This window comes from Micromonospora sp. KC721, assembly GCF_004348355.1.
Lineage (GTDB): Bacteria > Actinomycetota > Actinomycetes > Mycobacteriales > Micromonosporaceae > Micromonospora.
In genome coordinates this window covers 22,997-48,491 of the sequence record NZ_SMJY01000021.1, presented here as the reverse complement: position 1 = coordinate 48,491, position 25,495 = coordinate 22,997, and the positions used below count along the sequence as shown (strand labels likewise).

Sequence of the window (25,495 nt, the reverse complement as noted above, 5' to 3'; positions counted from 1 at the left end):
CCACCGGACCGGCCCCGGCACCGCGTGCTGTGGGGCGGGGAGCGGGATTGCCCGTGCCGGCCCGGGGTAGGAACCCATCCGACGTTGGCGGCCATTGCGGTGGACCGGGTGCTGGCCGCCGTGGACGAGGCCGAAGAGGCGGTGCGGATATCCGGTGCGGTTGCGGCGTAGTGATCCGGGCCGGGCGGGCTACGGGCGTCGCCGGGCCGGTCGGGGCTGGGTGTTCCTGAACCCGCAGGGCGAGCCGGTCCGCGACCCGCAGGAGCGGGCCCGGCTGCGGGATCTGGTGATCCCGCCGGCCTGGCAGGACGTGTGGATCTCGCCGTACCCGAACGGGCACATCCAGGCGACCGGCATCGACGCGGCCGGGCGCAAGCAGTACCTCTACCACCCGCAGTGGCGGCGCAGGCGGGACGAGGCGAAGTTCGACCACGTGTTGGAGGTGGCCCGCCGGTTGCCGGCGCTGCGTGCCCGGATCGCACGTGACCTGGACGGGCATGGCCTGCACCGGGAGCGGGTGCTGGCCACCGTCACCCGGCTGCTCGACATGGGTATGTTCCGGGTCGGCAACGGCCAGTACGCCGTCGGCGAGGACGCCACCTTCGGCGTGTCCACCCTGCGCCCCGAGCACGCCCGGTTTCGGGGCGGTTGCGTGGTGTTCGAGTTTCCCGCGAAGGGTGGCATCGAGCAGGTCCGCCGGATCGAGGACCCGGAGCTGTGCCGGGTGCTGACCGCGCTGCGCCGCCGCCGCCGCGGCGAGCAGCGGCTCTTCGGTTACCGGGACGGCGGCGCCTGGCGCGACGTGCGTAGCGACGAGATCAACGACTACCTGCGCGAGGCCAGTGGCGGGGAGATGACCGCGAAGGACTTCCGGACCTGGCACGCCACCGTGCTGGCGGCCACCGAGCTGGCTACGGTGGGCCGGCAGCGGTCGGCCACCGCGCGCCGCAGGGCGGTCGCCGCCGTGATGCGTGCGGTGGCGGAGCTGCTGGGCAACACCCCGACGGTGGCGCGCACGTCGTACGTGGATCCGCGGGTGGTGGATCTCTACCACGACGGTGTGCTGGTGCCGGTTGGCCGGCGGGCGTCGCGCGACGAGGCGGAGCGGGCGGTGCTCACGTTGTTGCAGGAGACCTGACCCGGCCCCGCTGCCGCTCAGGTGGCGGGCGTCCGGCCACTGATCAGGGCCTCGACACCGTCGAGCAGGCGGTCGAGGCCGAACTGCCACTCCGCGTCGAACTCCTCGTCGTCCTCTGCGGCGGCCCACTCGGCGAGCAGTTCCCGGATCGCCGGGAAGGCGCCCGCCCGGGTGAGCCGTTCGAGGTGTTGCCAGTAGCGGACGCCGGCCTCTTCGGCGGTGAGCTGGGAGCGGGCGGCCGCCTCGGCGAGGTCGACGGTCAGCGTCGCCCAGTTCCGGGCGTATCCGCTGACCAGCAGGACCGTCGACAGGCGCTCGCTCGGCAACAGGCCGGTGCCGCGCAGGGAGTCGAGCCCTCGTTCCATCCAGCGCACCTGGTTGGGGCGGATCGGCGGGCCGCTGACCGGCACGTGCCGCAGCCACGGGTGGCGGCGGATGGCCGCCACGTTGCCCTCGGCCCAGCGGGTGAGCGCCGACCGCCATCCCTCGTCCGGGTCGCGTGGCGGCGGAGGATCGCCGTAGGCGGCGTCGGTCATCAGATCCACCAGGTCGGTCTTCGCCGGGACGTAGCGGTAGAGCGACATGGTGGCCACGCCCAGCTCGCCGGCGACCCGGCTCATCGAGACCCCGGCCAGTCCGTCGGCCTCGGCCACCCGGATGGCGGCGGCCACGACCTGGTCCAGGGTGAGGCTGCGTCGGGGGCCCTTGCCGGGACGCTCCCGCAGGCCCCAGGCGATAGCCACGCTCTCGGGCAGGTCGTCGTCCGGCTCGTTCATCCTCGCCTCTCGCTCGCGGTGTTGACACCCCATCCTAGCTTCTGCGTATCCTCTACGCAGTAGAGCGTATGGCATACGCAGAATGCGGAGAGTGAGGAACCATGGGGGAGCGGACAACTTCGGCGGTGGAGGCCGTCGGGTTGCGCAAGTCCTTCGGCGCGGTGACGGTGCTCGACGGGCTGACACTGCGGGTGGCCCGGGGCAGCGTGCACGCCCTGCTGGGACCCAACGGCGCGGGCAAGACCACCACGATTCGGATCCTGTCGACGCTGACCGCCCCCGACGGCGGAAGCGCCCGGGTGGACGGTCTCGACGTGGTCCGCGACCGGCGCCGGGTGCGCCGACTGATCAGCCTCGCCGGCCAGCACGCGGCCCTCGACGACGCGCAGACCGGGATGGAGAACCTGACGATGCTGGCCCGGCTCGCCGGGCTGCCCCGCCCGGCGGCCCGTCGGCGCACCGCCGACCTGTTGGAGCGCTTCGACCTGGCGGCGGCGGCCGACCGCCGGGTGTCGACCTACTCCGGCGGGATGCGTCGCCGGCTCGACCTCGCGGCCAGCCTGGTCGGCTCGCCGTCGGTCATCTTCCTCGACGAGCCGACCACCGGGCTCGACCCGCGCAGCCGGCAGGCGCTGTGGGAGGTCGTCGCGGAGCTGGCCGCCGGAGGTGTCACGGTGCTGCTGACCACGCAGTACCTGGAGGAGGCCGACCAACTCGCCGACCGGGTCGCGGTCCTGCACGGGGGCCGGCTGGCGGCCGAGGGGACCGCCGAGGAGCTGAAGCGGCGCTTCGGTGCCCACCGGCTGGAACTGACCATGCGCGACGACGACCGGTTCGCCGCCGCGGCCCGCCGGCTCGGCGGTCGGCTGGCCCACATCGACCCCGGCCGGCGCGAACTGGCCGTACCCATCGACGGCGACGCGCCGCAGGTCCGCCGACTGCTCGACGAGGTCGACCCCGACCGGCAGGGCGTCGAGCGCTTCCACCTGCGCACCGCGACGCTCGACGACGTCTTCCTCACCCTGACCGGGCAGACGCCCGCCACCCACCGGGAGGTAGCCGGTGTCTGAGCTGACCGCCCGGGGCGCCGAGCTGTCCGTCCTGGTGCAACGGTGCGTACGACTCTCCCGCCGAAACGTCGACGCGCTGCTCACCTCGCTGCTGCTGCCGGTGATCCTGATGTTGATCTTCGTCTACCTCTTCGGCGGCGCCATCGACACCGGCGGCGCGTACGTCACCTACGTCGTCCCCGGGGTGCTGCTGCTCTGCGCCGGTTTCGGGGCGGCGGGCACCGCGATGAGCGTCACCACCGACCTCGGCAACGGCCTGGTCGAGCGGTTGCGCACGATGGACGTCGCCGCCACCGCGATCCTCGGCGGCCACGTCGTCGCGAGCGTCCTGCGCAACCTGGTCTCGACGGTGCTCGTCCTCGGCGTGGCCGTGGCGATCGGGTTCCGCCCGGCCGTCGACCCGCTGGGCTGGCTCGCCGCGGCCGGGGTGCTGCTGCTGTTCCTGCTCGCGGTGTCCTGGCTGTCCGCCGCGTTCGGGCTGATCGCCCGGACCCCGGAGGCGGCCAGCGGCTTCACCTTCCTGGTCATGTTCCTGCCCTACCCGAGCAGCGCGTTCGTTCCGGTGCAGACTATGCCGAGCTGGTTGCGCGGCTTCGCCGACCACCAGCCGGTCACCCCGGTCATCGAGACGCTGCGGGCGTTGCTGCTCGGCACGCCGCCCGGGTCGGCACCGGCCATCGCGGCGGCCTGGTGCCTCGGCATCCTGCTGGTGTCCGTGCTGCTCGCCGCCGTGCTGTTCCGGCGCCGGGTCGCCTGATCGGTCGGCGCCACGAGACGGCGGCGGTCCACCGGGACCGCCGTCGTCGTCGGCCGTCAGTCGTTGAGCACGTGCGAGAGCCGGTCCCGGAAGCGCCGCTCCGAGTCGCTGACCTGGTCGCCACCGATGCCGAGGATGCCGCCCGTCGAGGCCGCGCCCACCACCTGCTCGGCGATCTCCACCAGCCAGTGTCGGTACGCCCCGGCCTGGCCCTCGTCGACCTTGGCGGCGAGCAGGGCCGACGCCTGACCGGCCCGGGCCAGCACGTCGTCGATCAGGCCCTGCGGGTCGGCCGGCTCGATGACCGGCAGTTCCTCGCCCGCCTCCGGATCGCCCACCCGGGACACGAGTTCCCCGGCCACCGCGGCGACCAGCGGGCTGGCCGACTCCCGGCCGGCGGCGATGGTCTCCAGCCCGGCGGCGGTCTCCGCACGGGTGCGTCGGGAGCCGTCGGACTCGGCGGCGCTGGCGGCGGTGAGCACCGCCTGCGGCAGGCCGACCAGCAGCCCCCACTCCTCGTCGGAGAACCCGAAACCGGTGTACGCCGGCTGTTCGATCACGACTTGAGCCCCTCTCGCCCTGGGTCACTTCTCACACGTCCGTGGCACCCGCGCGGGTGCCCGGTCAGGCTAGTCCAGCGTCAGCAGGCCCTGCTCCGACACCACGGGCACGGAGAGCGTCTTGTAGCCGACCTCGTCGAAGAGGACCGTCATCCGGTCGTCGACGTAGTTGAGCACCAGGCCGGTCCCCCACTCCGGGTGCCGGACCTGGCTGTGCACCGGGAACGGGCCGACCGCGCCGTCGTCGGCGCGGCTGGTGCCCTCGTGGCAGTTGTCGCAGTGCCCGCAGACGGCGGACATCTGCTCGCCGAAGTACGCCAGCAGCGTCTGCCCCCGGCAGGCCGTGGTCTCGGCGAAGGCGCGCATCATGTCGGTGCGCGAGCGGGTGACGGTCTGCCGGCGTTCCGCCTCGGCCACCGCCGCGCGGGCGGCGTCCACCGGAGTGGGGGAGTACCGGGAAGCGCCGATCTTCTGCCGCGCGCGTGGCTGCGCCGCCCCGACCTGCTCCAGCAGTGCCAGGTACTGGCCCAGTTTGCGCGCGCCGAGGCCGGTCAGCTCGCGCAGCTCCTTCCTGGTGCGGGGCTGCTTGCGCAGCAGCGCGGCCAGGTCCCGTAGCTCGGTGGGGTCGGGCAGGCCGCCGCTGAAATAGCGCTGGAGTGAGACGTCCTCGGCCCGCCACAGCAGCAGCACCCGGGCCGGTTCGCCGTCCCGACCGGCACGGCCGATCTCCTGGAAGTAGCTGTCCGGGGAGTCGGGCAGCGCCATGTGGACCACCCAGGCGATGTTCGGCTTGTCGATGCCCATGCCGAAGGCCGAGGTGGCCACCATGATCGGCACCTGGTCGGCGAGGAAGGCCTCGTGCAGGTCCTGGCGGGCACCGGTGGGCATACCGCCGTGGTAGTGCCGCGCCGGGAAACCGGCATCGGTGAGCCGTGTTGCCAGCTCCTCGGCGGTGCGGCGGGTGGGAACGTAGATGATGCCGGGGCGCTCGTCGTCGCCCAGCAGCGTGGTCAGCCGCCGCCACCGGTAGTCGTCCGTCGGGCAGTGGGCGACCTCGATGAAGAGGTTCGGCCGATCCAGCCCGGAGATCACCACCTCCGGGTCGCGCAGCCGCAGTCGGGCGATGATGTCGTCGCGTACCGGGGGTGACGCGGTGGCGGTCAGAGCGACCACCGGCGGCCGGCCGAGGCCGTCGACGAGGTGACCCAGCGCCAGGTAGTCCGGGCGGAAGTCGTGGCCCCAGGCGGAGATGCAGTGTGCCTCGTCGATCGCGACCAGTGCCGGCTTCAGCGACCTCACCTCGGCCATCCGGTCGGGGTTGCCGAGCTGCTCCGGGGTGATGAAGAGGAACTCCGCCCGCCCGTCGCGGATCTCGGTGATCGCCTCGGCCTGCTGGGCCGGGCTCTCCGCGGAGCTGATCCGTACCGCCCGCAGCTCCGGACGCTGCCGTTCGTTGAGCGCGGCGATCTGGTCCTGCTGAAGGGCCAGCAGCGGGGAGATCACCACCGTCGGGCCGGGGATCAGGCTGGCCGGGATCTGGTAGATCGCCGACTTGCCGGCACCGGTGGGCAGCACCACCAGCGCGTCGCGCCGCTTCATCACGGCGCGCATCGCGGCGAGCTGATGGGGCCGCAGGGCGGTCCAGCCGAACAGGCTGCGCGCCGCGCGCCGCAACGTCATGGAGTTCGTGGACAGCTTCATCAGGAGCCGGAGGTACCCGTGCCGATCATCGACGAAACCCTCCGGTCAGCGTCGCCGGAACATCGCCCGGATGGCGGCGAGCAGCAGCAAGCCGCCGACCACCAGGCCGAGCAGGCGTACGCCCGGGATGTCGGCCGGTGTGCTGGCGTCGGCCAGCGGCAGCGCGTCCATCCCGGCACTGTCGCACGTCCCGGGGCCGGCCGCCACAGCGGTCAGGTGGGCGCGACCACCAGGTCGGCGTACTCGGGGTGGTGGGTGATGAAGGCCCGCATGAACGGGCACTGCGGCACCACCCGGCCACCCTCCGCGCGTACCTGCTCCAGGGTGTTGCGGGCCAGTGCCGCGCCGACGCCCATGTCCTGGTACTCCGGGCGTACCTCGGTGTGGGTGAACACCCGCACCTCGCCCCGGGGCAGGTACGCGGTGAAGCCGGCCAGCGCGCCGTCGACCAGGATCTCGAAGCGGCGCTTGGCAGGGTTCTCCTCGACCAGGAAACTCACCGGGCCATTGTCTCCCGGCGCCGGGCCGGCCGGTCCGGTTCGGCGGTAACCGCCCGCCTCGGCTCGAGCGGTGCCCGTCTGGCCCGCGTCTCGTACCCTTGGTCGGGTGACGACCCGAACCGGTATCTCCTCCCTCACCCGACGGGCCGCCGGCCTGCTGGCCCCCCTCGCTCTCGGTGCGGCGCTGCTGGCCGGCTGCAGCTCCGAGGGCGCCAGCACCGACTGCGGTCTGGACGCCTGCACGATCACCTTCGACCGGGGCGTCGACGCCCAGGCCAACATTCTCGGCGTCAAGGCCAAGCTGATCGGCGCGGAGGGTGACCAGGTCACCGTCGAGGTCGCCGGCGAGCGGGTCTCGCTGACCACCGGCCAGCAGGCCGCCGAGGTCGGCGGCTTCGCGGTGACGCTGGACAGCGTCACCGACCAGGAGGTCAAGATCCGGGTGGCGCGCAACCCCAACGGCTGACCGGCCCGGCGGGGCCCACGTTTGCCGATCTGCGCGACCGGCAATAGACGGCCCCATGTCTCTCACCCGGAACGCCGGAGCCACCGCCGCCCGCACCGCGGACAGCCGCTGGCTGGAACTCCTCGCCCGGGCCGGCTTCGTCGGCTACGGGATCGTGCACCTGCTCTTCGCCTGGCTCGCCCTCCAGGTCGCCTTCGGCGGCTCCGGCGAGAAGGCCAACCACGACGGTGCGCTACGTACCCTGGGCGCGCAGCCCATGGGCAAGTTTCTGTTGATCGCGATCGCCGTCGGCCTGGCCGCCATGGCCGTCTGGCAGGCGCTGGAGGCGGCCGTCGGCCACCACGCCAAGCGGGGCAGGGAGCGGTTGTTCGAGCGGATCGCCTCGGTCGTGCGTACCGTGGTCTTCCTCTGGCTCGCCTGGACCGCGGTCCTGGTCGTTCGCGACGCCAGCGCCGACAGCGCCGACCAGCAGGAAGCCTTCTCCGCCCGGCTGATGGCCTCCACCGGCGGTCGTTGGCTGGTCGGGCTCGCCGGCCTGGTGCTCGCCGCCGTCGGCATCGGCATGGTGGTCTACGGCCTCAAGAAGAAGTTCGAGCGCAACCTGAAGATTGGCGAGATGAGCCCGAAGACCCGGACGCTCAGCCGCCGGCTGGGTATGGCGGGCTACAGCGCCCGAGGGGCCGTGTTCGCGATCGCCGGCCTGCTGATCGTGGTGGCCGCCGTGCGCTACGACCCGGAGAAGTCGCGGGGCCTGGACGGCGCCCTGCGTACCCTGCGGGACCAGCCCTACGGTCAGCTCCTGCTGGTGCTGATGGCCCTCGGCATCGCCGCCTTCGGTGTCTACTGTTTCGTGCAGTCCCGCTACCGCCGCGTCTGAGTTGGTCAATATCCGGATGCCCAGGCACCATAGGGCTTTTGCCCGGAGCTGACCCGCCTGTTCGGAGGGAGACTCAGTGCGGAACTACCTCGTGACGATGGCTGCCGCGGCAGCCGCGGCAGCCATCGCCTTGTTCGCCGCCGCGGTGGTGCATCGGATGATCCGCCGGCTCGGCCGGCGTTCGCTGCTGATGACCGAACTCGCCGAGCACGTCCATCGGCCGTTCCAGGTCGCCACGACGGTGCTGGCCGTGCAACTCGCGGTGCGGTTCAGCACCGGGTACGCGGTGGGCACCCAGTGGCGGCAGGTGGTGCTGCACACCCTGGTGCTCGCCGTGGTCGCCGCCGCCGCCTGGCTGGTGGCGGCGCTGCTGGTGGTGGTGGAGGACACCGCACTGGCCCGGTTCCGGGTGGACGTGCCGAACAACCGCCACGCCCGGCGGGTGCGCACCCAGGTTGTCCTGCTGCGGCGGCTCACCATCGCGGTGATCGTGGTGCTGGCCATCGGCGTGATGCTGATGACCTTTCCCGCCGTACGCGGCATCGGCGCCGGCCTGCTGACCAGTGCCGGGGTGGCCGGTGTGGTCGCCGCGCTGGCCGCCCAGAGCCTGCTCGGCAACGTCATCGCCGGTCTCCAACTCGCCTTCAGCGACGCGGTACGCCTCGACGACGTGGTGGTTGTCGAGGGGGAGTGGGGGCGGATCGAGGAGCTGACCCTCAGCTACGTGGTGGTGCAGATCTGGGACGACCGACGCCTGATCCTGCCCACCTCCTACTTCACCAGCACCCCGTTCCAGAACTGGACCCGGACCGAGGCGGCGGTGCTCGGCACGGCCGAGTTCGACGTCGACTGGTCGGTCCCGGTGCAGACGATGCGCGAGGAACTGCGCCGGCTGGTGGAGAGCACCGACCTGTGGGACGGCCGGGTGTGCGTGCTCCAGGTGACCGACGCGACCGGCGGTTTGGTCAAGCTCCGCGCGTTGGTCAGCGCCGCCGACGCGGGCAGCCTCTGGGATCTGCGCTGCCTGGTCCGCGAGCATCTGGTCGGCTGGATCCGCGACCAGCGGCCGACCGCCCTGCCGCGCTCGCGGACCGAGATCGGCGACTCCTCCGGCACCCTGCCCTGGCAGTGGGTGCAGCCGCGCCGCCCGGTGCGCCGTCGTACGGAGACCGACGTGCCGGACGACGCCCGCGTCTTCGGCGGCAGCGGCGACGGTGAGGCGCGCAGCGAGGCCTTCGTCGGCCCGGACAACGATGCCGAGCCCCGGGAGAAGATCGAGGTTGGGTCCGACGGCCGGGGCGAGTCCGGCGACGACGGCAGCGGCGCTGACGCCGATGGCCGCGGCGGGCCGCTCGTCGGTGCCCGGGACTCCCTCGACGGCCACCGCTGACCCGTCTCCACGAAGCCCCCGTGACCGGCGGTCACGGGGGCTTCGTCGGATCGGCTTCTGCGTTTCGCCGGACGGTACGGCCCAACCTGAGGTCAGATGTGGTTGGTCACCGTACGCAGGATTGACGGGCAGCGACTGCGGGCATTCAGCGCGGTGATGACGAAAGGAGGACAGCATGGCTGACGTCGCGAACCACCGCACGTCCACGAAGGGGAACGAGCCCTCCACCGCCGAGCTGGTGCAGCGGGCCACCGAGCAGGTCTCCCGACTGGTGCGGGACGAGCTGGCGCTGGCCCGGGCGGAGCTGACCCAGAAGGGCAAGCACGCCGGGATCGGCATCGGCCTCTTCGGCGGTGGCGGGGCGCTCGCCTTCTACGGCCTCGGCGCGCTGGTCACCACGGCGATCCTGCTGCTGGACCTGGCGTTGCCGGCGTGGGCGGCCGCCCTGATCGTGGCGGTGCTGCTGTTCCTGGTCGCCGGGGTCCTCGCCCTGGTCGGGAAGAAGCAGGTCAGCCGTGCCGTACCCCCGGTTCCGGAGAGGACGGTCCGCAGCCTGCGGGCGGACATGGACGTGGTCACCGCGGCCGTGAAGGACAGGGGACGGGCATGACGGGCAACGGGACCGGCGACACCGAGGCGCTGCGCGAGGAGATCCGGCGTACCCGGGTGGAGTTGGGCGAGACGATGGAGTTGTTGGCCGCGAAGGCCGACGTCAAGGCCCGGCTGCGGTCCTCCGCCGGGCAGGCGAGGGAACGGATGCGCGGGCAGGCGGCGCTCACCGTGGCCCGGGTTCGCGGGCAGGCGGCGCAGAAGACCGACGAGCTGCGGTCGCAGGAATACCGGGAGGCGCTGCGGCGCGGCCCGGCCCCCTGGGCGGCGGTCGCGGCTGGGGCGCTGGCAGCGGTGGTGGTGCTGCTGATCGTGCGGGGGAGGCGTAGGTGAGCAAGGGCATCGGCAAGGCGGCATACCGACCCGTCGGGGTGCTGCTCGGTCTGGCGGCCGGCACGGTCGCCGGGGTCATCTTCCGGCAGGTCTGGAAGATGACCGCGGGGGATGGTGAGGCCCCCAGCGCGACCGATGAGGACCGCGGTTGGGGCGAGGTCCTCGCCGCGGCGGCGCTGCAGGGGGCGATTTTTGCGGTGGTCCGGGCGGCGGTGGACCGTGGCGGCGCGGTCGGCGTACGCCGGTTGACCGGCAGCTGGCCGGACTGACCGGGACCGGCGGTGTGCCCCTTCCCGCGGCGGCGGTCGGGGGCCTTTCGCATGACCCGAGGGAGCCGCCGAGCGGAGATCCGGCATCCGTCAGGTCACATGTCGGAGAATTTCGTCCGGTAGGCTGTGCGAAGTTTTTGCGTACGTGGTTTGCTGATCCCCGCTGTTGTAGAGACGGCGTGGGTTGAGAGAAGTCTCCTTCGTGGGGGCCGCCTCAGGCACCGCTGCTCGAAAACGGCCAATCGGCCGCACGGTGTGCTCGGCCGCCAGTTTTAGAAGGAGATACACATGGCGCAGGGAACCGTGAAGTGGTTCAACGCTGACAAGGGCTTCGGCTTCATCACCGTCGACGGCGGGGGTGCTGACGTGTTCGTCCACTTCTCGGCCATCCAGACCAGCGGCTACCGCACGCTGGAGGAGAACCAGCGGGTGGAGTTCGAGATCGCCCAGGGTCAGAAGGGTCCGCAGGCCGAGCAGGTCCGCCCCATCTGACCAGTGCCGGTCGGCAGCCGCCGGCCCGGGTGATCCGGCCAGCCGGATCGACGAGAAGCCCCGTGTCTGTTTCGGACGCGGGGCTTTCCGCGTTCCCGGGCCGTCCGGGCGGTCGCCCGCCGTCGGTTCAGCCGCCCCGCCGGGACCGCATGCCGTGCCAGAGCAGGCCGAGCCCGACCGCCGCCAGCGCCGGACCGAGCACGGCCCAGATCCGCTGGTCGGTCATGACGCTGTCGCTGACGTAGCCGAGCCCCTGCACCGTCCAGACGGCGCCGGTCACCACGGCCAGAAGGCCGAGGGTGAGCGTGAACCAACCTCTCATTCGTGCCACCTCCAGTGCGCCGGCCACGCCGGCCCCACCCCCAGCATCCGGGCTGGCGGGGCCGGCCGCGAGCACCCTGCCGGCACGGCTCACCACCGGTCGTGCACCCGGGGCCGGACCAACTCGTCGTAGACGGCGCGTACGGTGTCGCGTTCCGCGTCGGTCAACGGCGGCAGCGCCGCGGCGGTGGCGTTGCCGCGCGCCTGCTGCGGGTTGCGGGCGCCGGGGATGACGACCGTGACGCCGGGCTGGTCGATGATCCAGCGGAGCGCGAACTGCGCCATGGTGCGGTCGGGACCGACCAGCGGGGCGAGTCGGCGGACGACCGCCAGGCCGAGGTCGTAGTCGACGCCGGAGAAGGTCTCCCCGATGTCGAAGCTCTCCCCCTGCCGGTTGTAGTTCCGGTGGTCGTCGGCGGCGAAGGTGGTGTGCTCGTCGTACTTGCCGGAGAGCAGACCGCTGGCGAGCGGCACCCGCGCGATGATCCCGACACCGGCGGAGGCGGCGGCGGGCAGCACCCGCTCCAGGGGCTTGAGCCGGACGGCGTTGAGGATGATCTGCACGCTGGCGGTCCCGGGCCGGGCGATCGCGGTGAGCGCCTGGTCGCAGGTCTCGACGCTGACGCCGTACCCGGCGATCCGCTTCTCCTGCACCAGGGTGTCCAGGGCGTCGAAGACCCGGTCGTCGGCGAAGACGGGCGTCGGCGGGCAGTGCAGTTGGACCAGGTCCAGGGTGTCCACCCCGAGGTTGGCCCGGGACCGGTCGGTCCAGGCCCGGAAGTTGTCCAGGGTGTACGCCTGCGGCGTCTGGGCCACCCGGCGGCCCATCTTGGTCGCCACGGTCAGCCCGTGCCCGGGTCGTTCCCGCAGGAAGCGGCCGATGATCTGTTCGCTGCGGCCGTCGCCGTAGACGTCCGCGGTGTCGAGGAAGGTGACTCCGGAGTCCACGGCGGCGGCCAGGACGGCCAGGGCGTCGTCCTCGCCGACCTGTCCCCAGTCCGCCCCGAGCTGCCAGGCACCCAGGCCGACCACACCCACCTGCCGGCCGAGCCGGTCGAAGCTGCGCTGTTCCATGCGCCCGAGCCTAGTGACCGGCTTGCCGGCCCGGGACGCGGGCCGTAGGTTTGAACAAAACGTACGTACGGTTTGGAGTTGACGATGTGGGATCCCGGCACCTACCTCCGCTACGGCAGCGAGCGGTCCCGTCCGTTCCACGACCTGGTCGCCCGGATCCCGGTGGACCGGCCGCGTGCCGTGGTCGACCTCGGTTGCGGCCCCGGCACCCTGACCGCGGCCCTCGCCGCCCGCTGGCCGGACGCCCGGGTCGTCGGGTTCGACACGTCCCCGCAAATGATCGCCCGCGCCGCCGCCCTCGACACCCGGGCCGAGTTCCGCGTCGGTGACGCCGCCGACTGGCGACCCGGGCCCGACGTCGACGTGCTCGTCGCCAACGCGGTGCTCCAGTGGGTGCCCGAGCACCGGGACCTGCTGGCCCGCTGGGCCCAGGAACTGCCCCCCGGCGCCTGGCTGGCGTTCCAGGTGCCCGGCAACTTCACCGCCCCGTCGCACCGGGCCCTGCACGAGATCGCCCGCCGGGACCGGTGGGTGGACACCCTCGGCCCGCTGCTGCGGGCCGACCCGGTCGACGACGCCGTCGACTACGCGGCGTCACTGGCCGGCATCGGGTGCGCCGTCGACGCCTGGGAGACTGTGTACGTGCACCTGCTACCCGCCGAACCGGGAGCCGACCATCCGGTGCTGCGCTGGATGGAGGGCACCGCGTTGCGCCCGGTACAGGCCGCGCTGGACGCCGACGGCTGGGCCGACTTCCGGACCGAACTGGGGCTACGCCTCGCCGAGGCGTACCCGGTGCGGCATGGTCGGGTGTACTTCCCGTTCCGCCGGATCTTCGTGGTCGCCCGCACCGGCGCCCGTGCAGAGGAGAACAACCCGTGACCGACCTGCCCACCTTCATCGCCGGCCTGCCCAAGGTGGAGCTGCACGTGCACCACGTCGGCTCCGCCTCGCCCCGCATCGTGGCCGAGCTCGCCGCGCGGCACGAGGGGCGCAGCCCGGTCCCGGCCGACCCGCAGGCGCTGGCCGACTACTTCGCCTTCCGCGACTTCGCCCACTTCATCGAGATCTACCTGAGCGTGGTGGACCTCATCCGCGACCCGGAGGACGTCTGGATCCTCACCCACGAGGTCGCCCGCGAACTGGCCCGGCAGCAGGTCCGCTACGCCGAGCTGACCGTCACCCCGTACTCGCACGTGCGCCGCGGCATCCCCGCACCGGCGTTCTGCGAGGCGATCGAGGACGCCCGCAAACGGGCCGAGGCCGACTTCGGCATCGCCCTGCGCTGGTGCTTCGACATCCCCGGCGAGGCCGGACTGCCGGCAGCCGAGGAGACCCTGCGCATCGCGCTGGAGGAGCGGCCCGACGGGCTGATCAGCTTCGGCCTGGGCGGCCCGGAGATCGGCGTGCCCCGGCCGCAGTTCAAGCCGTACTTCGACCAGGCCCGGGCGGCCGGGCTGCGGTCGGTGCCGCACGCCGGGGAGACCACCGGCCCGCAGACGGTCTGGGACGCGCTGCGTGAACTCGGCGCCGAGCGGATCGGCCACGGCATCTCCGCCGCCGACGACCCGGAACTGCTGGCGTACCTGGCCGAGCACCGGATCGCGCTGGAGGTCTGCCCGACCTCCAACGTGCGGACCCGGGCGGTTCCCGACATCTCCGTCCATCCCCTGCGGCGGCTGGTCGACGCCGGCGTCCTGGTCACCGTCAACTCCGATGACCCGCCGATGTTCGGCACCACCCTCAACGACGAGTACGCCGTGGCCGCCCGGCTGCTCGACGCCGGTACCGACCGACTGGCCGCGCTGGCCAAGGACGCGGTGACCGCCTCGTTCCTGGCGCCCGGGGACAAGGCCCGGATCAGCGCCGAGATCGACGCGTACGCGGCCGGGCGGCGCTGAGCGGCCGGTGAGGGTCAGGAACGACGGCGGGGCCAGCGGGTCCCCTGCTGCTCCCGGACCTCCCGGGCCATCCGGCCGACCAGCCCGAACCGGCTGACCTGCCGGGGCGTCGCCCCCGGGTCCGCCAGCAGCATCACCACGCTGGCCCCGCCGAGGCGGGCCCGGTCGATGCTCACCGAGCCGTTGGCCTGCACCGCCACCCGCTTGGCGATGTCCAGCCCCAGCCCGGTGGAACCCTGGTCGCTCGCGCCGCGACGCAGCGCCCGGTCCGGGTCGGCGATGCCCGGGCCGGCGTCGTCGACCCGGATCGCCACGTACCCGTCCCGGCGGGAGACCGCCACCTCGAACGCCGTCCCCTGCGGCGTGTAGCGGAAGACGTTACCGATCACCGCGTCCAGGGCGGCGGCCAACTCGGCCCGGGGGACCGGCGCCGGGACCCGCAACTGGGCGCCGATCACCTGGTAGGGGCGGTTCTGGTCGCCGGCCAGCGCGGCCCAGAACACCATCCGCTCCCGGACCACCTCGCTGACGTCGCACTCGGCCGGCCCGGTCTCGCGGGTGACAGCCTTGCGGGTCGTCTTGATCAGCACGTCGACCTCGCCCTCCAGGGTGACGATCGCCTGCCGAATCCGTCGGATCGTCCGCCGCCGGTCCAACTCCGCCGCGCTGAACGTGCCGACGCCGGTGTCGTCCGAGTCCAACCCCTCGGCGTCCAGCCGCAGCACGGTCAGTGGCGTACGCAGCCGGTGCGACAGGTCCGCGACCAGCTCCCGCTCGTCGGTGCGGGCGGCTACCAGCCGGTCCGCCATCCGGTTGAAGGCGTACCCCGCCTCGACCAGTTCCCGGGGACCGCCGGGCTCCACCCGGACGCCCAGATCACCGTCGCCGACCGCGATGGCCGCCCCGACCAGCCCGGCGGTGGCGTCGACCGTCCGCGTCGCCACCCGGTCCACCACGATCACCGCCGCCCCCACCAGCGCCACGGCGACCCCGGCCAGCAACCACCACGTCCGGTCGCCCCCCTCCCGCAACCGTGCGTCGGGAACGAAGGTCTCCACCACGGCGATCCGATCGTCGAGGACCACCGGATCGAGCCGCACCAGGCCACCGTCGACGGCGGCGATGATCGACCGCTGCTCGGTACGGGCCCGATCCAGGTCGCTCTCGGGGGCGCGGCCGACCGGCTCCGCGTCGCCCAACCCGTGCACCACCGGCCGGATGGCCGGATCGTCGCCGCTGGCCAGCACCGCCCGGCGTACCGCCGCTGGATCGGTGCTCACCGCGAGAGCCCCGGTGACCAGTGCGCCCCGCCGCGCCGCGTCGGCCAGCGCCGCGTCGCGGACCTCCTCGCGCAGGGTCAACCCGAGCGGCACCAGGAAGGCGAGTGCGACCAGCGCGCACATGCCGGCGGTGAGGTACGCCAGCGCCAGCCTCAGTCCGGGACCACCAGCCGGAAGCCGACCCCCCGCACGGTGCGCAGGTAACGCGGCTTCGCCGCGGACTCGCCCATCTTTCGGCGCAGCCAGTACAGGTGAACGTCGATGGTCTGGTCCTCGCCGACCGACGGCTGCCGCCATACCTCCTCCAAAAGTTCCCGCCGGGACACTACCCGGCCGGGTCGGGCGGCGAGATAGGCCAGCAGGTCGAACTCCTTGCGGGTCAGCGCCAGTGGTTCGCCGTCGAGCACCGCGCTGCGCTCGCCCACGTCAACCCGCAGGCCGCCGACGGTGTGCACCGCCGGCGGCACCGCCCGGCTGGCCCGGCCGACCCGGCGCAGCACGGTGGTGATCCGGGCGTCCAGGTGGGCGCCGGTGAAGGGCTTGACCATGTAGTCGTCCGCGCCGGCGCGCAGCAGCCGGACCACCGACTGCTCGTCGTCGCGGGCGGTGGCGATGATGACCGGTACGTCGGTGATGCCGCGCAGCATCCGCAGCGCGTCCGCGCCGTCCAGGTCGGGCAGGCCGAGGTCGAGCACGACCAGGTCGGGGCTCTCGGCGGCCACCCGGCGTAACGCGTCCAACGCGGTGCCGACCGCGTGTACCGCGTGCCCCCGCTCGGTCAGGGAACGCAGCATCGCTCCGCGTACGACGTGGTCGTCTTCGACCAGGAGCACGGTGGCCACGTCAGCACCGTACTGCCGGTGGCAAGTTGATCACGTTGCGGCGTACCCCGAAACCAGGCAAGCTGGCACGACGATGACGTTCACCCTGTTCCCCGACGCCCGGCTGGCCCTGGCCCGGGACAGCCTGGCCGGCCTCTCCGTGGGCGACGCCCTCGGCTCCCAGTTCTTCGTGCCCGGCCGGCACCCGGCGGACCTGGCCGCCGACCGGCTCCCCCCGCCACCCTGGCAGTGGACGGACGACACCGAGATGGCCTGCTCGGTGCTGGCCGAACTCGCCGCCCACGGCGGCGTCGACCAGGACCGGCTGGCCCTCGCCTTCGCCGAGCGGTGCGAGCCGTACCGCGGGTACGGGCCGGGGGCGGTGGCGATCCTGCGCCTGATCCGGACCGGCACCCCCTGGCCGGTGGCCGCCGCCTCCGCCTTCGACGGGCAGGGCTCCTGCGGCAACGGGGCGGCGATGCGGGTGGGGCCGCTGGGCGCCTGGTTCGCCGACTCCACCACCCGGGCCGCCGCGCAGGCCCGGGCCAGCGCCGAGGTCACCCACGCCCATCCGGAGGGGGTCGCCGGGGCGGTCGCGGTGGCCATCGCCGCCTCGCTGGCCGCCCGCGCCCGGCTCGGCGGCGACCTGCCCGACCCGGCCCGGTCGCTGGCCGCCGTCGCCGGTGCGCTCGACCCGGCCGGTGCGGTCACCGCCGGGGTACGCCGGGCCGCCACGCTGCTCGGCCGGCCGCTGCCGGAGGCGGTGGCGGCGCTCGGCAACGGCTCGCGGGTCACCGCCCAGGACACCGTGGCCTTCGCCCTCTGGGTGGCCGCCACCCACCTGTCCGACTACCCGGCCGCGATCCGGGCCTGCGTGGCGGCGGGCGGAGACGTCGACACCACCGCCGCGATCGCCGGCGCGGTGGTCGCCGCGTACACCGGGGTGGGCACCTCCGGCGGGGTACCCGACCACTGGCTGGCGGCCCGGGAGCCGCTGCCGGAGTGGGTGCGCTGACCTCAGCGGGAAGGCACCGGCTCGGCCAACGGCCGGACGTCCCCGGACGTCCGCCCGCCCTCGGGATGCCCGGTCGACGGCTCCTCCTGCGGCTCGTCGTCGTCCGGCTCGGCGCGGTGCCGGGCCCGGCTCACCAGCCAGCCGATCAGCGCACCACCGCCGAGACCGATCGCCAGGCCACCGCCGAGCAGCACGTCCGCGCTCGGTCCGCCGGAGCCGTCCGGCCGGCCGTCGGCCGTGCCACCCCCGTCGGCGTCCGCGGCCAGCGGCGCCGCGCCGCCGTGGGCGTGCCCGACGGCCGCGCCGGGAGCCGGCGGCACCAGGGCCAGCGTCGGGGCCGGGTGGGCCCCGCCGACCGGGTCGGCCCACCGGACCACCGTGCCGTCCGAGTACGTCTGCACCAGCTCGAAGCTCATCCGGTCGACCTGCGGCAGCGGGCCCATGGCCAGCGAGAGCCGGGCCGGTCCCGGCACCGGTGGCCCCGCGGCCCGGGTCCACGTCACCGCCGCGGTCACCTGGGTCACGCCTGGCGCGTGGATGCCGGCCACCGGCTGGTTCAGGTCCCGGAAGGTGATCAGGGGAGCCCAGCCGTCCACCGACAACGGGTAGACCTCGCCGATCGGGGTGGCCTCGGGCAGCTTCAGTTCGATCTTCTCGGTGCGCGCGCCCGGCCGTTCCTCCGGCACCGCCAGGTGCCAGGTCACCGCGTCGCCCTGCGTCGCCTGCGTCGGCGTGGCCGTCACCTCCGTCGCCAGTGCCGCTGCCGGCCAGCCCAGCACGCCGGCCACCGCCGCGGCCAGCACGAGCCCGGCCCGGTGTCGACGGTTTCCGCCACGGGTCGTCGTCATCGGTGCCCCCAATCCGTGTCCAACAGGCCGGTACCGGCTCCGGCCACACCTGGTAGTTCGGATGCGGGGCCGGAAAGGTTCAACGCGGACCCGACGTCGTCGTCCTTTCCCGGCGACCGCACGGACCGGGGCGACCGATAGCATCGCAGGAGCCGGTAACCGGCACACCCTTACCGCCTGCAGTTGAGGAGTCACCGTGTCCGCACCTCGTACCCCCGCAGTGGCCGACCCCGTCGTCGTCGCCGCCGGGACGACGGCGGCCGACGCGGTGGCCGCGGCCGGGCTGCCCACCAGCGGCCCCAAGGCGATCGTGGTGGTCCGCGACCCGCAGGGCCAGCTGCGCGACCTGGACTGGTCGCCGGCCGAGGACGTCGAGGTCGAACCGGTCGCCATCGACACCCCGGACGGCCTCAACGTGCTGCGCCACTCCACCGCGCACGTGCTCGCCCAGGCCGTGCAGGACGTGTTCCCCGAGGCCCGGCTCGGCATCGGCCCGCCGATCGAGAACGGCTTCTACTACGACTTCGCCGTCGACAAGCCGTTCCAGCCCGACGACCTGGCCCGGCTCGAGAAGCGGATGCAGGAGATCATCAAATCCGGCCAGCGGTTCCGTCGTCGCCGCTTCGGCAGCCTGGACGAGGCGAAGGCCGAGTTGGCCGCCGAGCCGTTCAAGCTGGAACTGATCGACGTCAAGGGGGAGGGGCTCGACTCCTCCGAGGTGATGGAGGTGGGCGGCGGCGAGCTGACCATCTACGACAACCTCGCCGCGAACGAAGACAAGGTCTGCTGGTCGGACCTGTGCCGGGGGCCGCACCTGCCGAACACCCGCCTGATCGGCGCCTTCAAGCTGATGCGCTCGGCCGCCGCGTACTGGCGGGGCTCCGAGCGCAACCCGCAGTTGCAGCGGGTGTACGGCACCGCCTGGCCGACCCGCGACGAACTCAAGGCGTACCTGAAGCTGCTGGAGGAGGCCGCCCGGCGCGACCACCGCAAGCTCGGCGCGGACCTCGACCTGTTCAGTTTCCCCGACGAGATCGGCTCCGGTCTCGCGGTCTTCCATCCCAAGGGCGGGATCATCCGCCGGGAGATGGAGAACTACTCGCGCCGCCGGCACGAGGAGGCGGGGTACGAGTTCGTCAACACCCCGCACATCACCAAGGGGCAGCTCTTCCACACCTCGGGTCACCTGCCCTACTACGCCGACACCATGTTCCCGCCCATGCAGCTGGAGGGCGCGGAGTACTTCCTCAAGCCGATGAACTGCCCGTTCCACAACCTGATCTTCAAGGGACGCGGGCGGTCGTACCGGGAGCTGCCGCTGCGGTTCTTCGAGTTCGGCACGGTGTACCGGTACGAGAAGTCCGGCGTGGTGCATGGGTTGACCCGGGTGCGTGGCCTGACCATGGACGACTCGCACATCTACTGCACCCGGGAGCAGATGCCGGGCGAGCTGACCACCCTGCTCACCTTCGTGCTGGACCTGCTGCGCGACTACGGCCTGGACGACTTCTACCTGGAGCTGTCCACCCGCGATGACTCGCCGAAGTTCATCGGTGCCGACGCTGACTGGGACGAGGCGACGCAGGCGCTGCGCACCGCCGCCGAGACCTCCGGCCTGGAGTTGGTGCCGGACCCGGGCGGCGCGGCCTTCTACGGCCCGAAGATCTCCGTGCAGGCCAAGGACGCCATCGGCCGGACCTGGCAGATGTCGACCATCCAGGTCGACTTCAACCAGCCGGAGCGGTTCGGCCTGGAGTACCAGGCCGCCGACGGCACCCGGCAGCGACCGGTGATGATCCACCGAGCGTTGTTCGGCTCGATCGAACGCTTCTTCGGGGTGCTCACCGAGCACTACGCGGGCGCGTTCCCGGCCTGGTTGGCGCCGGTACAGCTGGTCGGCATCCCGATCCGCGAGGACCACACCGACTACCTGCACGGCTTCGTCGCGGCGCTGCGCGCCGAGGGGATCCGGGCCCAGGTCGACGCTGGTGACGACCGGATGCAGAAGAAGATCCGCACCGCGCAGCAGCAGAAGATCCCGTTCATGGCGATCGCCGGTGACGACGACGTGGCCGCCGGTACCGTCTCCTTCCGCTACCGCGACGGCTCGCAACGCAACGGGGTACCGGTCGCCGAGGCGGTCACGCACGTACTGGACGTGGTCCGCTCGCGTACGAACTCCGGTCCGTCCGCCGTGGCCAACTGATCCGCCGCTCCGTTCCGCCCGAGGATCCGGGTCCGTCGCTCCTGCCCGACGTCCGGATCCTCGGTCCGTCCCTGGTGACCGGCCTCGGGCCGGACCGTCCGTAGCTGACCACACAGGAGGCCGCCCGGCTCACCCCGGGCACCTGGCTGACTGGTGCGGATGGCTGGAACCCGGTGCGGTGACCGTAGGATCGGCGTGTGACTGGGGCGGCGCGGCACGTTGACGACGGCGGGAACAGCAGCGGAGACGCCGGCCTGGCGGACGGGTTGGAACGGCTCTGGACGCCGCACCGGATGATTTACATCTCCGGCGAGGACCGCCCCGAGGGCGGTTACGACAAGCCCGCTGGCTGCCCGTTCTGTCTCGCCCCGGGCCTGCCCGCCGAGCAGAGCCTGGTCGTGGCTCGGGGCAGGCACGTCTTCGCGGTGCTGAACCTGTACCCGTACAACCCGGGTCACCTGCTCGTCTGCCCGTACCGGCACGTCGCCGACTACACGGACCTGGACGCCGAGGAGACCGGCGAGTTGGCGGTGTTCACCCAGACGGCGATGCGGGTGATCCGCAAGGTCAGTAACGCGCACGGGTTCAACCTGGGCATGAACCAGGGCGGCGTGGCCGGTGCCGGCATCGCCGCGCACCTGCACCAGCACGTGGTGCCGCGCTGGGGTGGCGACGCCAACTTCATGCCGGTGATCGGCCGGACGAAGGTGCTGCCGCAGCTCCTCACCGACACCCGCGACCTCTTCGCCGAGGCCTGGCCGGCCTGACCCGAGACTCGGCCGCCGGTTGATGGGGTGCGCGGGCGGGAGACAGCTCTTACGATCTTGGCATGGCCCTCTTGCACAAAGCGGAACTGCGTCCCAGCAAGCTCGAACTCCTGGCCTCCTGGTTGCCCGACCAGGACTGGTACGACGGCGGGTCGGCGGCCGGGGTGACCCGGGTGGCGTCGTACCGGTTCGACGATCCGGCTGGCGCGGTCGGGGTCGAGACGCTGCTGGTCCGCGTCGGTGACGGGCCGATGTACCAGGTGCCGCTCACCTATCGGGGTACGCCGCTGGCTGACGCCGACGACCGGCTGGTCGGCACCCTGCACCACTCCGCGCTCGGCCAGCGCTGGGTGTACGACGCCTGCGGCGACCCGGTCTACGCGCTGGTCCTGACCGCTGCGATCCTCGGCGGTGCCGTCCAGGCGCAGGAGTTCTTCGAGGTCGACGGCGTGCGGGAGCACCGGCCGCCGAGCATGGAGATCACCAGCAGCTGCGCCGACCGGTCGGATCCGCCGGTCGTGGCGGGGTCGCTGCGGGTGGTGGACGGCGATCCGACGCTGATCGTCACCGACTCCGTCGAGCTGGCCATCGTCCGCCGGCTCGGTGCCGGGGCGGTGCGGGAGGACGCCGCACTGTGCGGCACCTTGCTGGGACAGCCGGCCCCGATGCCGCTGGCGTACGCCGTCCCGCGCTGACTCCTAGCCGGTGCGGCCCGCCAACCGGTACGCCCACACGCCGACCGGCCGGCTCCGCTCCGGTCGAACCCCCGCCGGGACACCCGATGCCTCCCTCACCATCGCGTATGACCTGTTCCACGCTCGGTGACGTTTGTGCCCCCGGAAGTCCGGAAGGTGGCAGGATGCGGCGGTGGCAGTTGCGACGCGGATGTTGGGCCGCAGCGGCATCGAGGTCAGCGCGCTCGGCATGGGCTGCTGGGCGATCGGTGGCCCCTGGGCGGAGGGCAGCCGACCGCTGGGCTGGGGCCGGGTCGACGACGAGGAGTCGGTACGGGCGGTCCGTCGCGCCCTCGACCTGGGGGTGACGTTCTTCGACACGGCCGACACGTACGGGGCCGGGCACGGCGAGCGGATTCTCGGCTGGGCGCTGGCCGGTCGGCGCGACCAGGCGGTGATCGCCACGAAGTGGGGGTACACCTTCGACGAGCGGAGCCGGCAGGCCACCGGCGAGGACGCCTCACCGGCGTACCTGCGCCGGGCGGTGGTCGACTCGTTGCGCCGGCTGGACACCGACCGGATCGACCTGTACCAGCTGCACCTGGGGGATCTGCCGTTGGCCCGGGCCGAGGCGCTCATCGGCACGTGCGAGGAACTGGTGGCCGACGGGCTGATCCGGTCGTACGGCTGGAGCACCGACCGGGCCGACCGGGTCGGCGCGTTCGCCGAGGCGGCGCCGCGGGCCAGTGCCGTGCAGCACAGCCTCTCGGTGCTGCGGGACGCCCCGGCGATGCTGGCGGTCTGCGACAAGCACGACCTGGCCAGCGTCAACCGGGGCCCGCTCGGCATGGGGCTGCTGACCGGCAAGTACACCACCGAGTCGAGGTTGCCCCGCGACGACGTGCGGGGTCTCACCCCGACCTGGCTCGAGTGGTTCCGAGGAGGGCGGCCGGCACCGGAGTGGCTGCGTCGGGTCCGGGCGGTACGCGGCGCGCTCACCGCCGACGGCCGCACCCTGGCCCAGGGCGCGCTGGGCTGGCTCTGGGCGCGCAGCGGCCGGACGGTGCCGATCCCCGGCTGTCGCACCGTCGCCCAGGTCGAGGAGAACGCCGCCGCGTTGCGGCTCGGCCCGCTCGCCCCGGACCACTTCGCCGAGGTGGAGCGGCAGCTCGCGGGGCTGCGCGCGGCTGCGCTGCGCGACGCCGACCGCCCGTACTGGCCGATGCCCCCGGTTCCCGCCGCCCGCCCCTGAGCCGCCGCGTCGGGTCGTCGCCGCCCCGGCGTGGGCCGGGCACCGGTCAGGTACGGGTGGCGTGTTCCCCGCGGACCTGCTCGGCCAGGTGGACGGGCATGGGTTCGTACCGGACGAAGGCGCGACGGAAGGTGCCGGTGCCGGAGGTGATCGAGCGCAGCTCGATGGCGTAGCGGAGCAGTTCGGTGGCGGGCACCTCGGCGCGGACCAGGGTGCGCCCCTCGGCGTCCGGGTCGGATTCGGTGCCGAGCACCCGGCCACGCCGGCCGGACAGGTCGCCCAGCACCGCGCCGACCGAGCCGTCGGGCACCCGGACCACCACCTCGTCCACCGGCTCCAGCAGCGTCGGCTGGCCCTTCTCCGCGGCGTCGCGCAGCGCCAGCGCGCCCGCGGTCTGGAAAGCCGCGTCGGAGGAGTCGACGCTGTGCGCCTTGCCGTCGACGAGGGTCACCCGCAGGTCCACCATCGGGTGACCGGCGACCAAACCCCGCTCCATCTGGGCGCGCACGCCTTTCTCCACCGACGGGACGTACTGGTGCGGGACGGCCCCGCCAACCACCCGGTCGACGAACTCGAAGCCGGCTCCGCGCGGCAGCGGCTGCACTTCGATGTCGCAGACGGCGTACTGGCCGTGCCCGCCGGACTGCTTGACGTGTCGGCCGTGGCCGGTGGCGGCGACGGTGAAGGTCTCCCGCAGCGCCACCCGTACCGGCTCGGTGTCCAGCTCCACCCCGCCGGCACGCAGCCGGTCCAGCACGACGTCGGCGTGCGCCTCGCCCATGCACCACAGCACCAGCTGGTTGGTTTCCGGGTTGCGTTCCAGGCGCAGGGTCGGGTCACCGGCCACCAGCCGGCCCAGGTTGCGGGCCAGGGCGTCCTCGTCGGCCCGACTGCGGGCCACGACGGCCACCGGCAGCAGCGGCTCGGGCATGTCCCAGGGTGCGATCAGCAGCGGGTCGTCCTTGGCGGAGATGGTGTCGCCGGTCTCCGCGCTGCCCGACTTGGTGATCGCGCAGATGTCGCCGGCGACGGCAGCCGGCACCTCGCGCAGCGTCGCGCCCAGCGGGCTGTAGACGTGCGCGACCCGCTCGTCGGCGTCGTGGTCGGGGTGCCCCCGTTCGGCCATGCCGTGCCCGGAGACGTGCACCACCTGCTCGGGGCGGAGCGTGCCGGAGAAGACCCGGACCAGGGAGACCCGGCCGACGTGCCGGTCGACGGTGGTCTTGACCACCTCGGCGACCAGCGGGCCGTCCGGGTCGCAGGCCAGCGGCGGGCGGGGGGAGCCGTCGACCCCGGTGACCGGCGGCAGGTCGTGCTCCAACGGCGACGGGAAGGCGGCGACCAGGCCGTCGAGCAGCACGTCGAGGCCGACGCCGGTCGGGGCGCAGACCGGCACCACCGGGTAGAAGTGGCCCCGGGCGACCGCCTTCTCCAGGTCGGTGATCAGCACCCCGGTGTCGATCTCCTCGCCGCCCAGGTAGCGGTCCATCAGGGTCTCGTCCTCGCTCTCGGCGATGATCCCCTCGATCAGCTCGTTGCGGGCCTCCACAATGGCCGGCAGGTGCTCCGGGTCCGGGTCCCGTACGGCGGCGGGCAGACCCCCGGAGTAGTCGAAGACCCGCCGGGTGACCAGCCCCATCAGACCGGCCACCGACTCGCCGTCGTCGCCCAGCATCGGCAGGTAGAGCGGCAGCACGTTGTCGCCGAAGACCCGTTGGCACAGCGCCACCGCCTCGTCGAAGTCGGCGCGCGGGTGGTCCAGCCGGGAGACCGCCACGGCACGCGGCATGTCGACCGCCGCGCACTCCTCCCACAGGGCGGCGGTGGCCAGGTCCATGCCGTCGACGGCGGAGACCACGAAGAGCGCGGCGTCGGCGGCGCGCAGGCCGGCGCGCAGCTCGCCGACGAAGTCGGCGTAACCGGGGGTGTCCAGGAGGTTCACCTTCACGCCGGAGTGGACCAGCGGAGCGCAGGCCAGGCTCACCGAGCGCTGCTGGCGTACCGCCGCCGGGTCGTGGTCGCAGACGGTCGTGCCGTCGGTGACCGTGCCGGCGCGGCCGATCGTCCCGCTGGCCGCCAGCAGCGCCTCGACCAGTGTGGTCTTGCCCGCCCCGGAGTGCCCCACGAGCACCACGTTGCGAACCCTGCCGGGCTCGGTCACCACCGGCACGCCGCCGGTGACACCCTTCTCCTGGTTCTTCTGCGCCATCGCGGCGCACCTCCCTCACGGTGGTTGGTGGCGACCGCCGCGCACGACGGGAAGCGGGCCCGGGGCGGGTGCCGCGGCGATATCCTCCGGTGCTCTGCTGGCCGGCGGGTCTGAGCCGTGCGGTCGGTGAACTGGGTCACCCTTCCACACCGATCTCACACCCGTTGCCGACCGGGCACAAGCCCGCGG

The 25,495-nt window shown here is 73.0% G+C and carries 27 protein-coding genes and 1 pseudogene; 17 read left to right on the top strand and 11 right to left on the bottom strand.

Annotated features, from left to right (window positions below; all coding sequences use genetic code 11):
* Window positions 1-154 precede the first annotated feature (154 nt).
* A complete protein-coding gene (locus tag E1182_RS06475) occupies window positions 155-1,138 on the top strand; it encodes a DNA topoisomerase IB (RefSeq protein ID WP_132261946.1) in 984 nt (327 codons plus the stop codon).
* A gap of 17 nt (window positions 1,139-1,155) precedes the next feature.
* Here E1182_RS06475 and E1182_RS06470 read toward each other — a convergent pair whose 3' ends face one another.
* Window positions 1,156-1,914 (bottom strand): TetR/AcrR family transcriptional regulator, encoded by a 759-nt coding sequence (locus E1182_RS06470; RefSeq protein ID WP_132261944.1) that lies wholly within the window; start codon window positions 1,912-1,914, stop codon window positions 1,156-1,158.
* Between the two features lie 101 nt (window positions 1,915-2,015).
* Between E1182_RS06470 and E1182_RS06465 the strand changes: the two genes are divergently transcribed.
* Window positions 2,016-2,984 carry an ATP-binding cassette domain-containing protein gene (locus E1182_RS06465; RefSeq protein ID WP_132261941.1) on the top strand — a complete coding sequence of 323 codons (969 nt, stop codon included), beginning with the start codon at window positions 2,016-2,018 and terminating at the stop codon, window positions 2,982-2,984.
* Window positions 2,977-3,741 (top strand): ABC transporter permease, encoded by a 765-nt coding sequence (locus E1182_RS06460; protein WP_132261939.1) that lies wholly within the window; start codon window positions 2,977-2,979, stop codon window positions 3,739-3,741. The genes E1182_RS06465 and E1182_RS06460 overlap by 8 nt, the downstream gene beginning before the upstream one ends.
* Before the next feature lie 56 nt (window positions 3,742-3,797).
* On the opposite strand, the gene E1182_RS06455 is transcribed toward E1182_RS06460, so the two are convergent.
* From E1182_RS06455 to E1182_RS06445, 4 genes are all read right to left on the bottom strand, one after another.
* Window positions 3,798-4,301 (bottom strand): hypothetical protein, encoded by a 504-nt coding sequence (locus E1182_RS06455; protein ID WP_132261937.1) that lies wholly within the window; start codon window positions 4,299-4,301, stop codon window positions 3,798-3,800.
* A 69-nt stretch (window positions 4,302-4,370) separates the two neighbouring features.
* On the bottom strand, window positions 4,371-6,002 hold the full coding sequence (locus E1182_RS06450; protein ID WP_132261935.1) for a RecQ family ATP-dependent DNA helicase: 1,632 nt from the start codon (window positions 6,000-6,002) through the stop codon (window positions 4,371-4,373).
* A 45-nt stretch (window positions 6,003-6,047) separates the two neighbouring features.
* Complete coding sequence (locus tag E1182_RS32690) at window positions 6,048-6,173, bottom strand: hypothetical protein (RefSeq protein ID WP_256370817.1); 126 nt, start codon at window positions 6,171-6,173, stop codon at window positions 6,048-6,050.
* A gap of 41 nt (window positions 6,174-6,214) precedes the next feature.
* Window positions 6,215-6,502, bottom strand: a complete 288-nt coding sequence (locus E1182_RS06445) for a GNAT family N-acetyltransferase (RefSeq protein ID WP_132261933.1) — start codon at window positions 6,500-6,502, stop codon at window positions 6,215-6,217.
* A 106-nt stretch (window positions 6,503-6,608) separates the two neighbouring features.
* Between E1182_RS06445 and E1182_RS06440 the strand changes: the two genes are divergently transcribed.
* From E1182_RS06440 to E1182_RS06410, 7 genes and pseudogenes are all read left to right on the top strand, one after another.
* Complete coding sequence (locus tag E1182_RS06440) at window positions 6,609-6,968, top strand: hypothetical protein (protein WP_132261931.1); 360 nt, start codon at window positions 6,609-6,611, stop codon at window positions 6,966-6,968.
* Between the two features lie 55 nt (window positions 6,969-7,023).
* Window positions 7,024-7,845 carry a DUF1206 domain-containing protein gene (locus E1182_RS06435; RefSeq protein ID WP_132261929.1) on the top strand — a complete coding sequence of 274 codons (822 nt, stop codon included), beginning with the start codon at window positions 7,024-7,026 and terminating at the stop codon, window positions 7,843-7,845.
* A 76-nt stretch (window positions 7,846-7,921) separates the two neighbouring features.
* Window positions 7,922-9,112, top strand: a pseudogene (locus E1182_RS06430) (mechanosensitive ion channel family protein); the annotation flags it as partial.
* Between the two features lie 298 nt (window positions 9,113-9,410).
* Window positions 9,411-9,845: a phage holin family protein gene (locus E1182_RS06425; RefSeq protein ID WP_132261925.1), complete on the top strand. Its 435-nt coding sequence runs from the start codon at window positions 9,411-9,413 to the stop codon at window positions 9,843-9,845.
* A complete protein-coding gene (locus tag E1182_RS06420) occupies window positions 9,842-10,177 on the top strand; it encodes a DUF3618 domain-containing protein (protein ID WP_132261923.1) in 336 nt (111 codons plus the stop codon). Before E1182_RS06425 ends, E1182_RS06420 begins: the two co-directional genes overlap by 4 nt.
* Window positions 10,174-10,446: a DUF4235 domain-containing protein gene (locus tag E1182_RS06415; RefSeq protein ID WP_132261921.1), complete on the top strand. Its 273-nt coding sequence runs from the start codon at window positions 10,174-10,176 to the stop codon at window positions 10,444-10,446. Before E1182_RS06420 ends, E1182_RS06415 begins: the two co-directional genes overlap by 4 nt.
* Window positions 10,447-10,734: 288 nt before the next feature.
* The gene (locus tag E1182_RS06410; protein ID WP_007075740.1) at window positions 10,735-10,938 is read left to right on the top strand and encodes a cold-shock protein; all 204 of its coding nucleotides are present in this window, start codon (window positions 10,735-10,737) and stop codon (window positions 10,936-10,938) included.
* Window positions 10,939-11,065: 127 nt separating this feature from the next.
* Here E1182_RS06410 and E1182_RS06405 read toward each other — a convergent pair whose 3' ends face one another.
* Together E1182_RS06405 and E1182_RS06400 are read right to left on the bottom strand one after the other, a co-directional pair.
* Window positions 11,066-11,260, bottom strand: a complete 195-nt coding sequence (locus E1182_RS06405) for a hypothetical protein (protein WP_132261919.1) — start codon at window positions 11,258-11,260, stop codon at window positions 11,066-11,068.
* Between the two features lie 89 nt (window positions 11,261-11,349).
* Window positions 11,350-12,333 (bottom strand): aldo/keto reductase, encoded by a 984-nt coding sequence (locus tag E1182_RS06400; protein ID WP_132261917.1) that lies wholly within the window; start codon window positions 12,331-12,333, stop codon window positions 11,350-11,352.
* A gap of 84 nt (window positions 12,334-12,417) precedes the next feature.
* Between E1182_RS06400 and E1182_RS06395 the strand changes: the two genes are divergently transcribed.
* Window positions 12,418-13,215, top strand: coding sequence for a trans-aconitate 2-methyltransferase (locus tag E1182_RS06395; RefSeq protein ID WP_132261951.1), 798 nt, complete (start codon window positions 12,418-12,420; stop codon window positions 13,213-13,215).
* A complete protein-coding gene (locus tag E1182_RS06390) occupies window positions 13,212-14,234 on the top strand; it encodes an adenosine deaminase (RefSeq protein ID WP_132261915.1) in 1,023 nt (340 codons plus the stop codon). The genes E1182_RS06395 and E1182_RS06390 overlap by 4 nt, the downstream gene beginning before the upstream one ends.
* A gap of 14 nt (window positions 14,235-14,248) precedes the next feature.
* On the opposite strand, the gene E1182_RS06385 is transcribed toward E1182_RS06390, so the two are convergent.
* Together E1182_RS06385 and E1182_RS06380 are read right to left on the bottom strand one after the other, a co-directional pair.
* Window positions 14,249-15,637 (bottom strand): HAMP domain-containing sensor histidine kinase, encoded by a 1,389-nt coding sequence (locus tag E1182_RS06385; RefSeq protein WP_132261913.1) that lies wholly within the window; start codon window positions 15,635-15,637, stop codon window positions 14,249-14,251.
* A gap of 29 nt (window positions 15,638-15,666) precedes the next feature.
* A complete protein-coding gene (locus E1182_RS06380) occupies window positions 15,667-16,356 on the bottom strand; it encodes a response regulator transcription factor (RefSeq protein ID WP_132261911.1) in 690 nt (229 codons plus the stop codon).
* 73 nt (window positions 16,357-16,429) lie between these two features.
* On the opposite strand from E1182_RS06380, the gene E1182_RS06375 reads away from it, so the two are divergent.
* On the top strand, window positions 16,430-17,350 hold the full coding sequence (locus E1182_RS06375; protein ID WP_132261909.1) for an ADP-ribosylglycohydrolase family protein: 921 nt from the start codon (window positions 16,430-16,432) through the stop codon (window positions 17,348-17,350).
* Window positions 17,351-17,352: 2 nt separating this feature from the next.
* Here the strand turns inward: E1182_RS06375 and E1182_RS06370 are convergent, their stop codons facing one another.
* Entirely contained in the window at window positions 17,353-18,198 is an 846-nt protein-coding gene (locus tag E1182_RS06370; RefSeq protein WP_165942527.1) for a DUF1775 domain-containing protein, read from the bottom strand.
* 196 nt (window positions 18,199-18,394) lie between these two features.
* Here E1182_RS06370 and thrS point away from each other — a divergent pair, with 196 nt between their 5' ends.
* The 4 genes from thrS to E1182_RS06350 all read left to right on the top strand — a co-directional run bounded on the left by thrS (window position 18,395) and on the right by E1182_RS06350 (window position 23,097).
* Window positions 18,395-20,404 (top strand): threonine--tRNA ligase, encoded by a 2,010-nt coding sequence (thrS, locus tag E1182_RS06365; RefSeq protein ID WP_132261905.1) that lies wholly within the window; start codon window positions 18,395-18,397, stop codon window positions 20,402-20,404.
* Between the two features lie 254 nt (window positions 20,405-20,658).
* Window positions 20,659-21,171 carry an HIT domain-containing protein gene (locus tag E1182_RS06360; protein WP_371687519.1) on the top strand — a complete coding sequence of 171 codons (513 nt, stop codon included), beginning with the start codon at window positions 20,659-20,661 and terminating at the stop codon, window positions 21,169-21,171.
* Window positions 21,172-21,233: 62 nt separating this feature from the next.
* Complete coding sequence (locus tag E1182_RS06355) at window positions 21,234-21,866, top strand: hypothetical protein (RefSeq protein ID WP_132261903.1); 633 nt, start codon at window positions 21,234-21,236, stop codon at window positions 21,864-21,866.
* A 172-nt stretch (window positions 21,867-22,038) separates the two neighbouring features.
* On the top strand, window positions 22,039-23,097 hold the full coding sequence (locus E1182_RS06350) for an aldo/keto reductase (protein WP_132261901.1): 1,059 nt from the start codon (window positions 22,039-22,041) through the stop codon (window positions 23,095-23,097).
* A 46-nt stretch (window positions 23,098-23,143) separates the two neighbouring features.
* Here the strand turns inward: E1182_RS06350 and E1182_RS06345 are convergent, their stop codons facing one another.
* Window positions 23,144-25,306, bottom strand: a complete 2,163-nt coding sequence (locus E1182_RS06345; RefSeq protein ID WP_132261899.1) for an elongation factor G-like protein EF-G2 — start codon at window positions 25,304-25,306, stop codon at window positions 23,144-23,146.
* Window positions 25,307-25,495 lie beyond the last annotated feature (189 nt).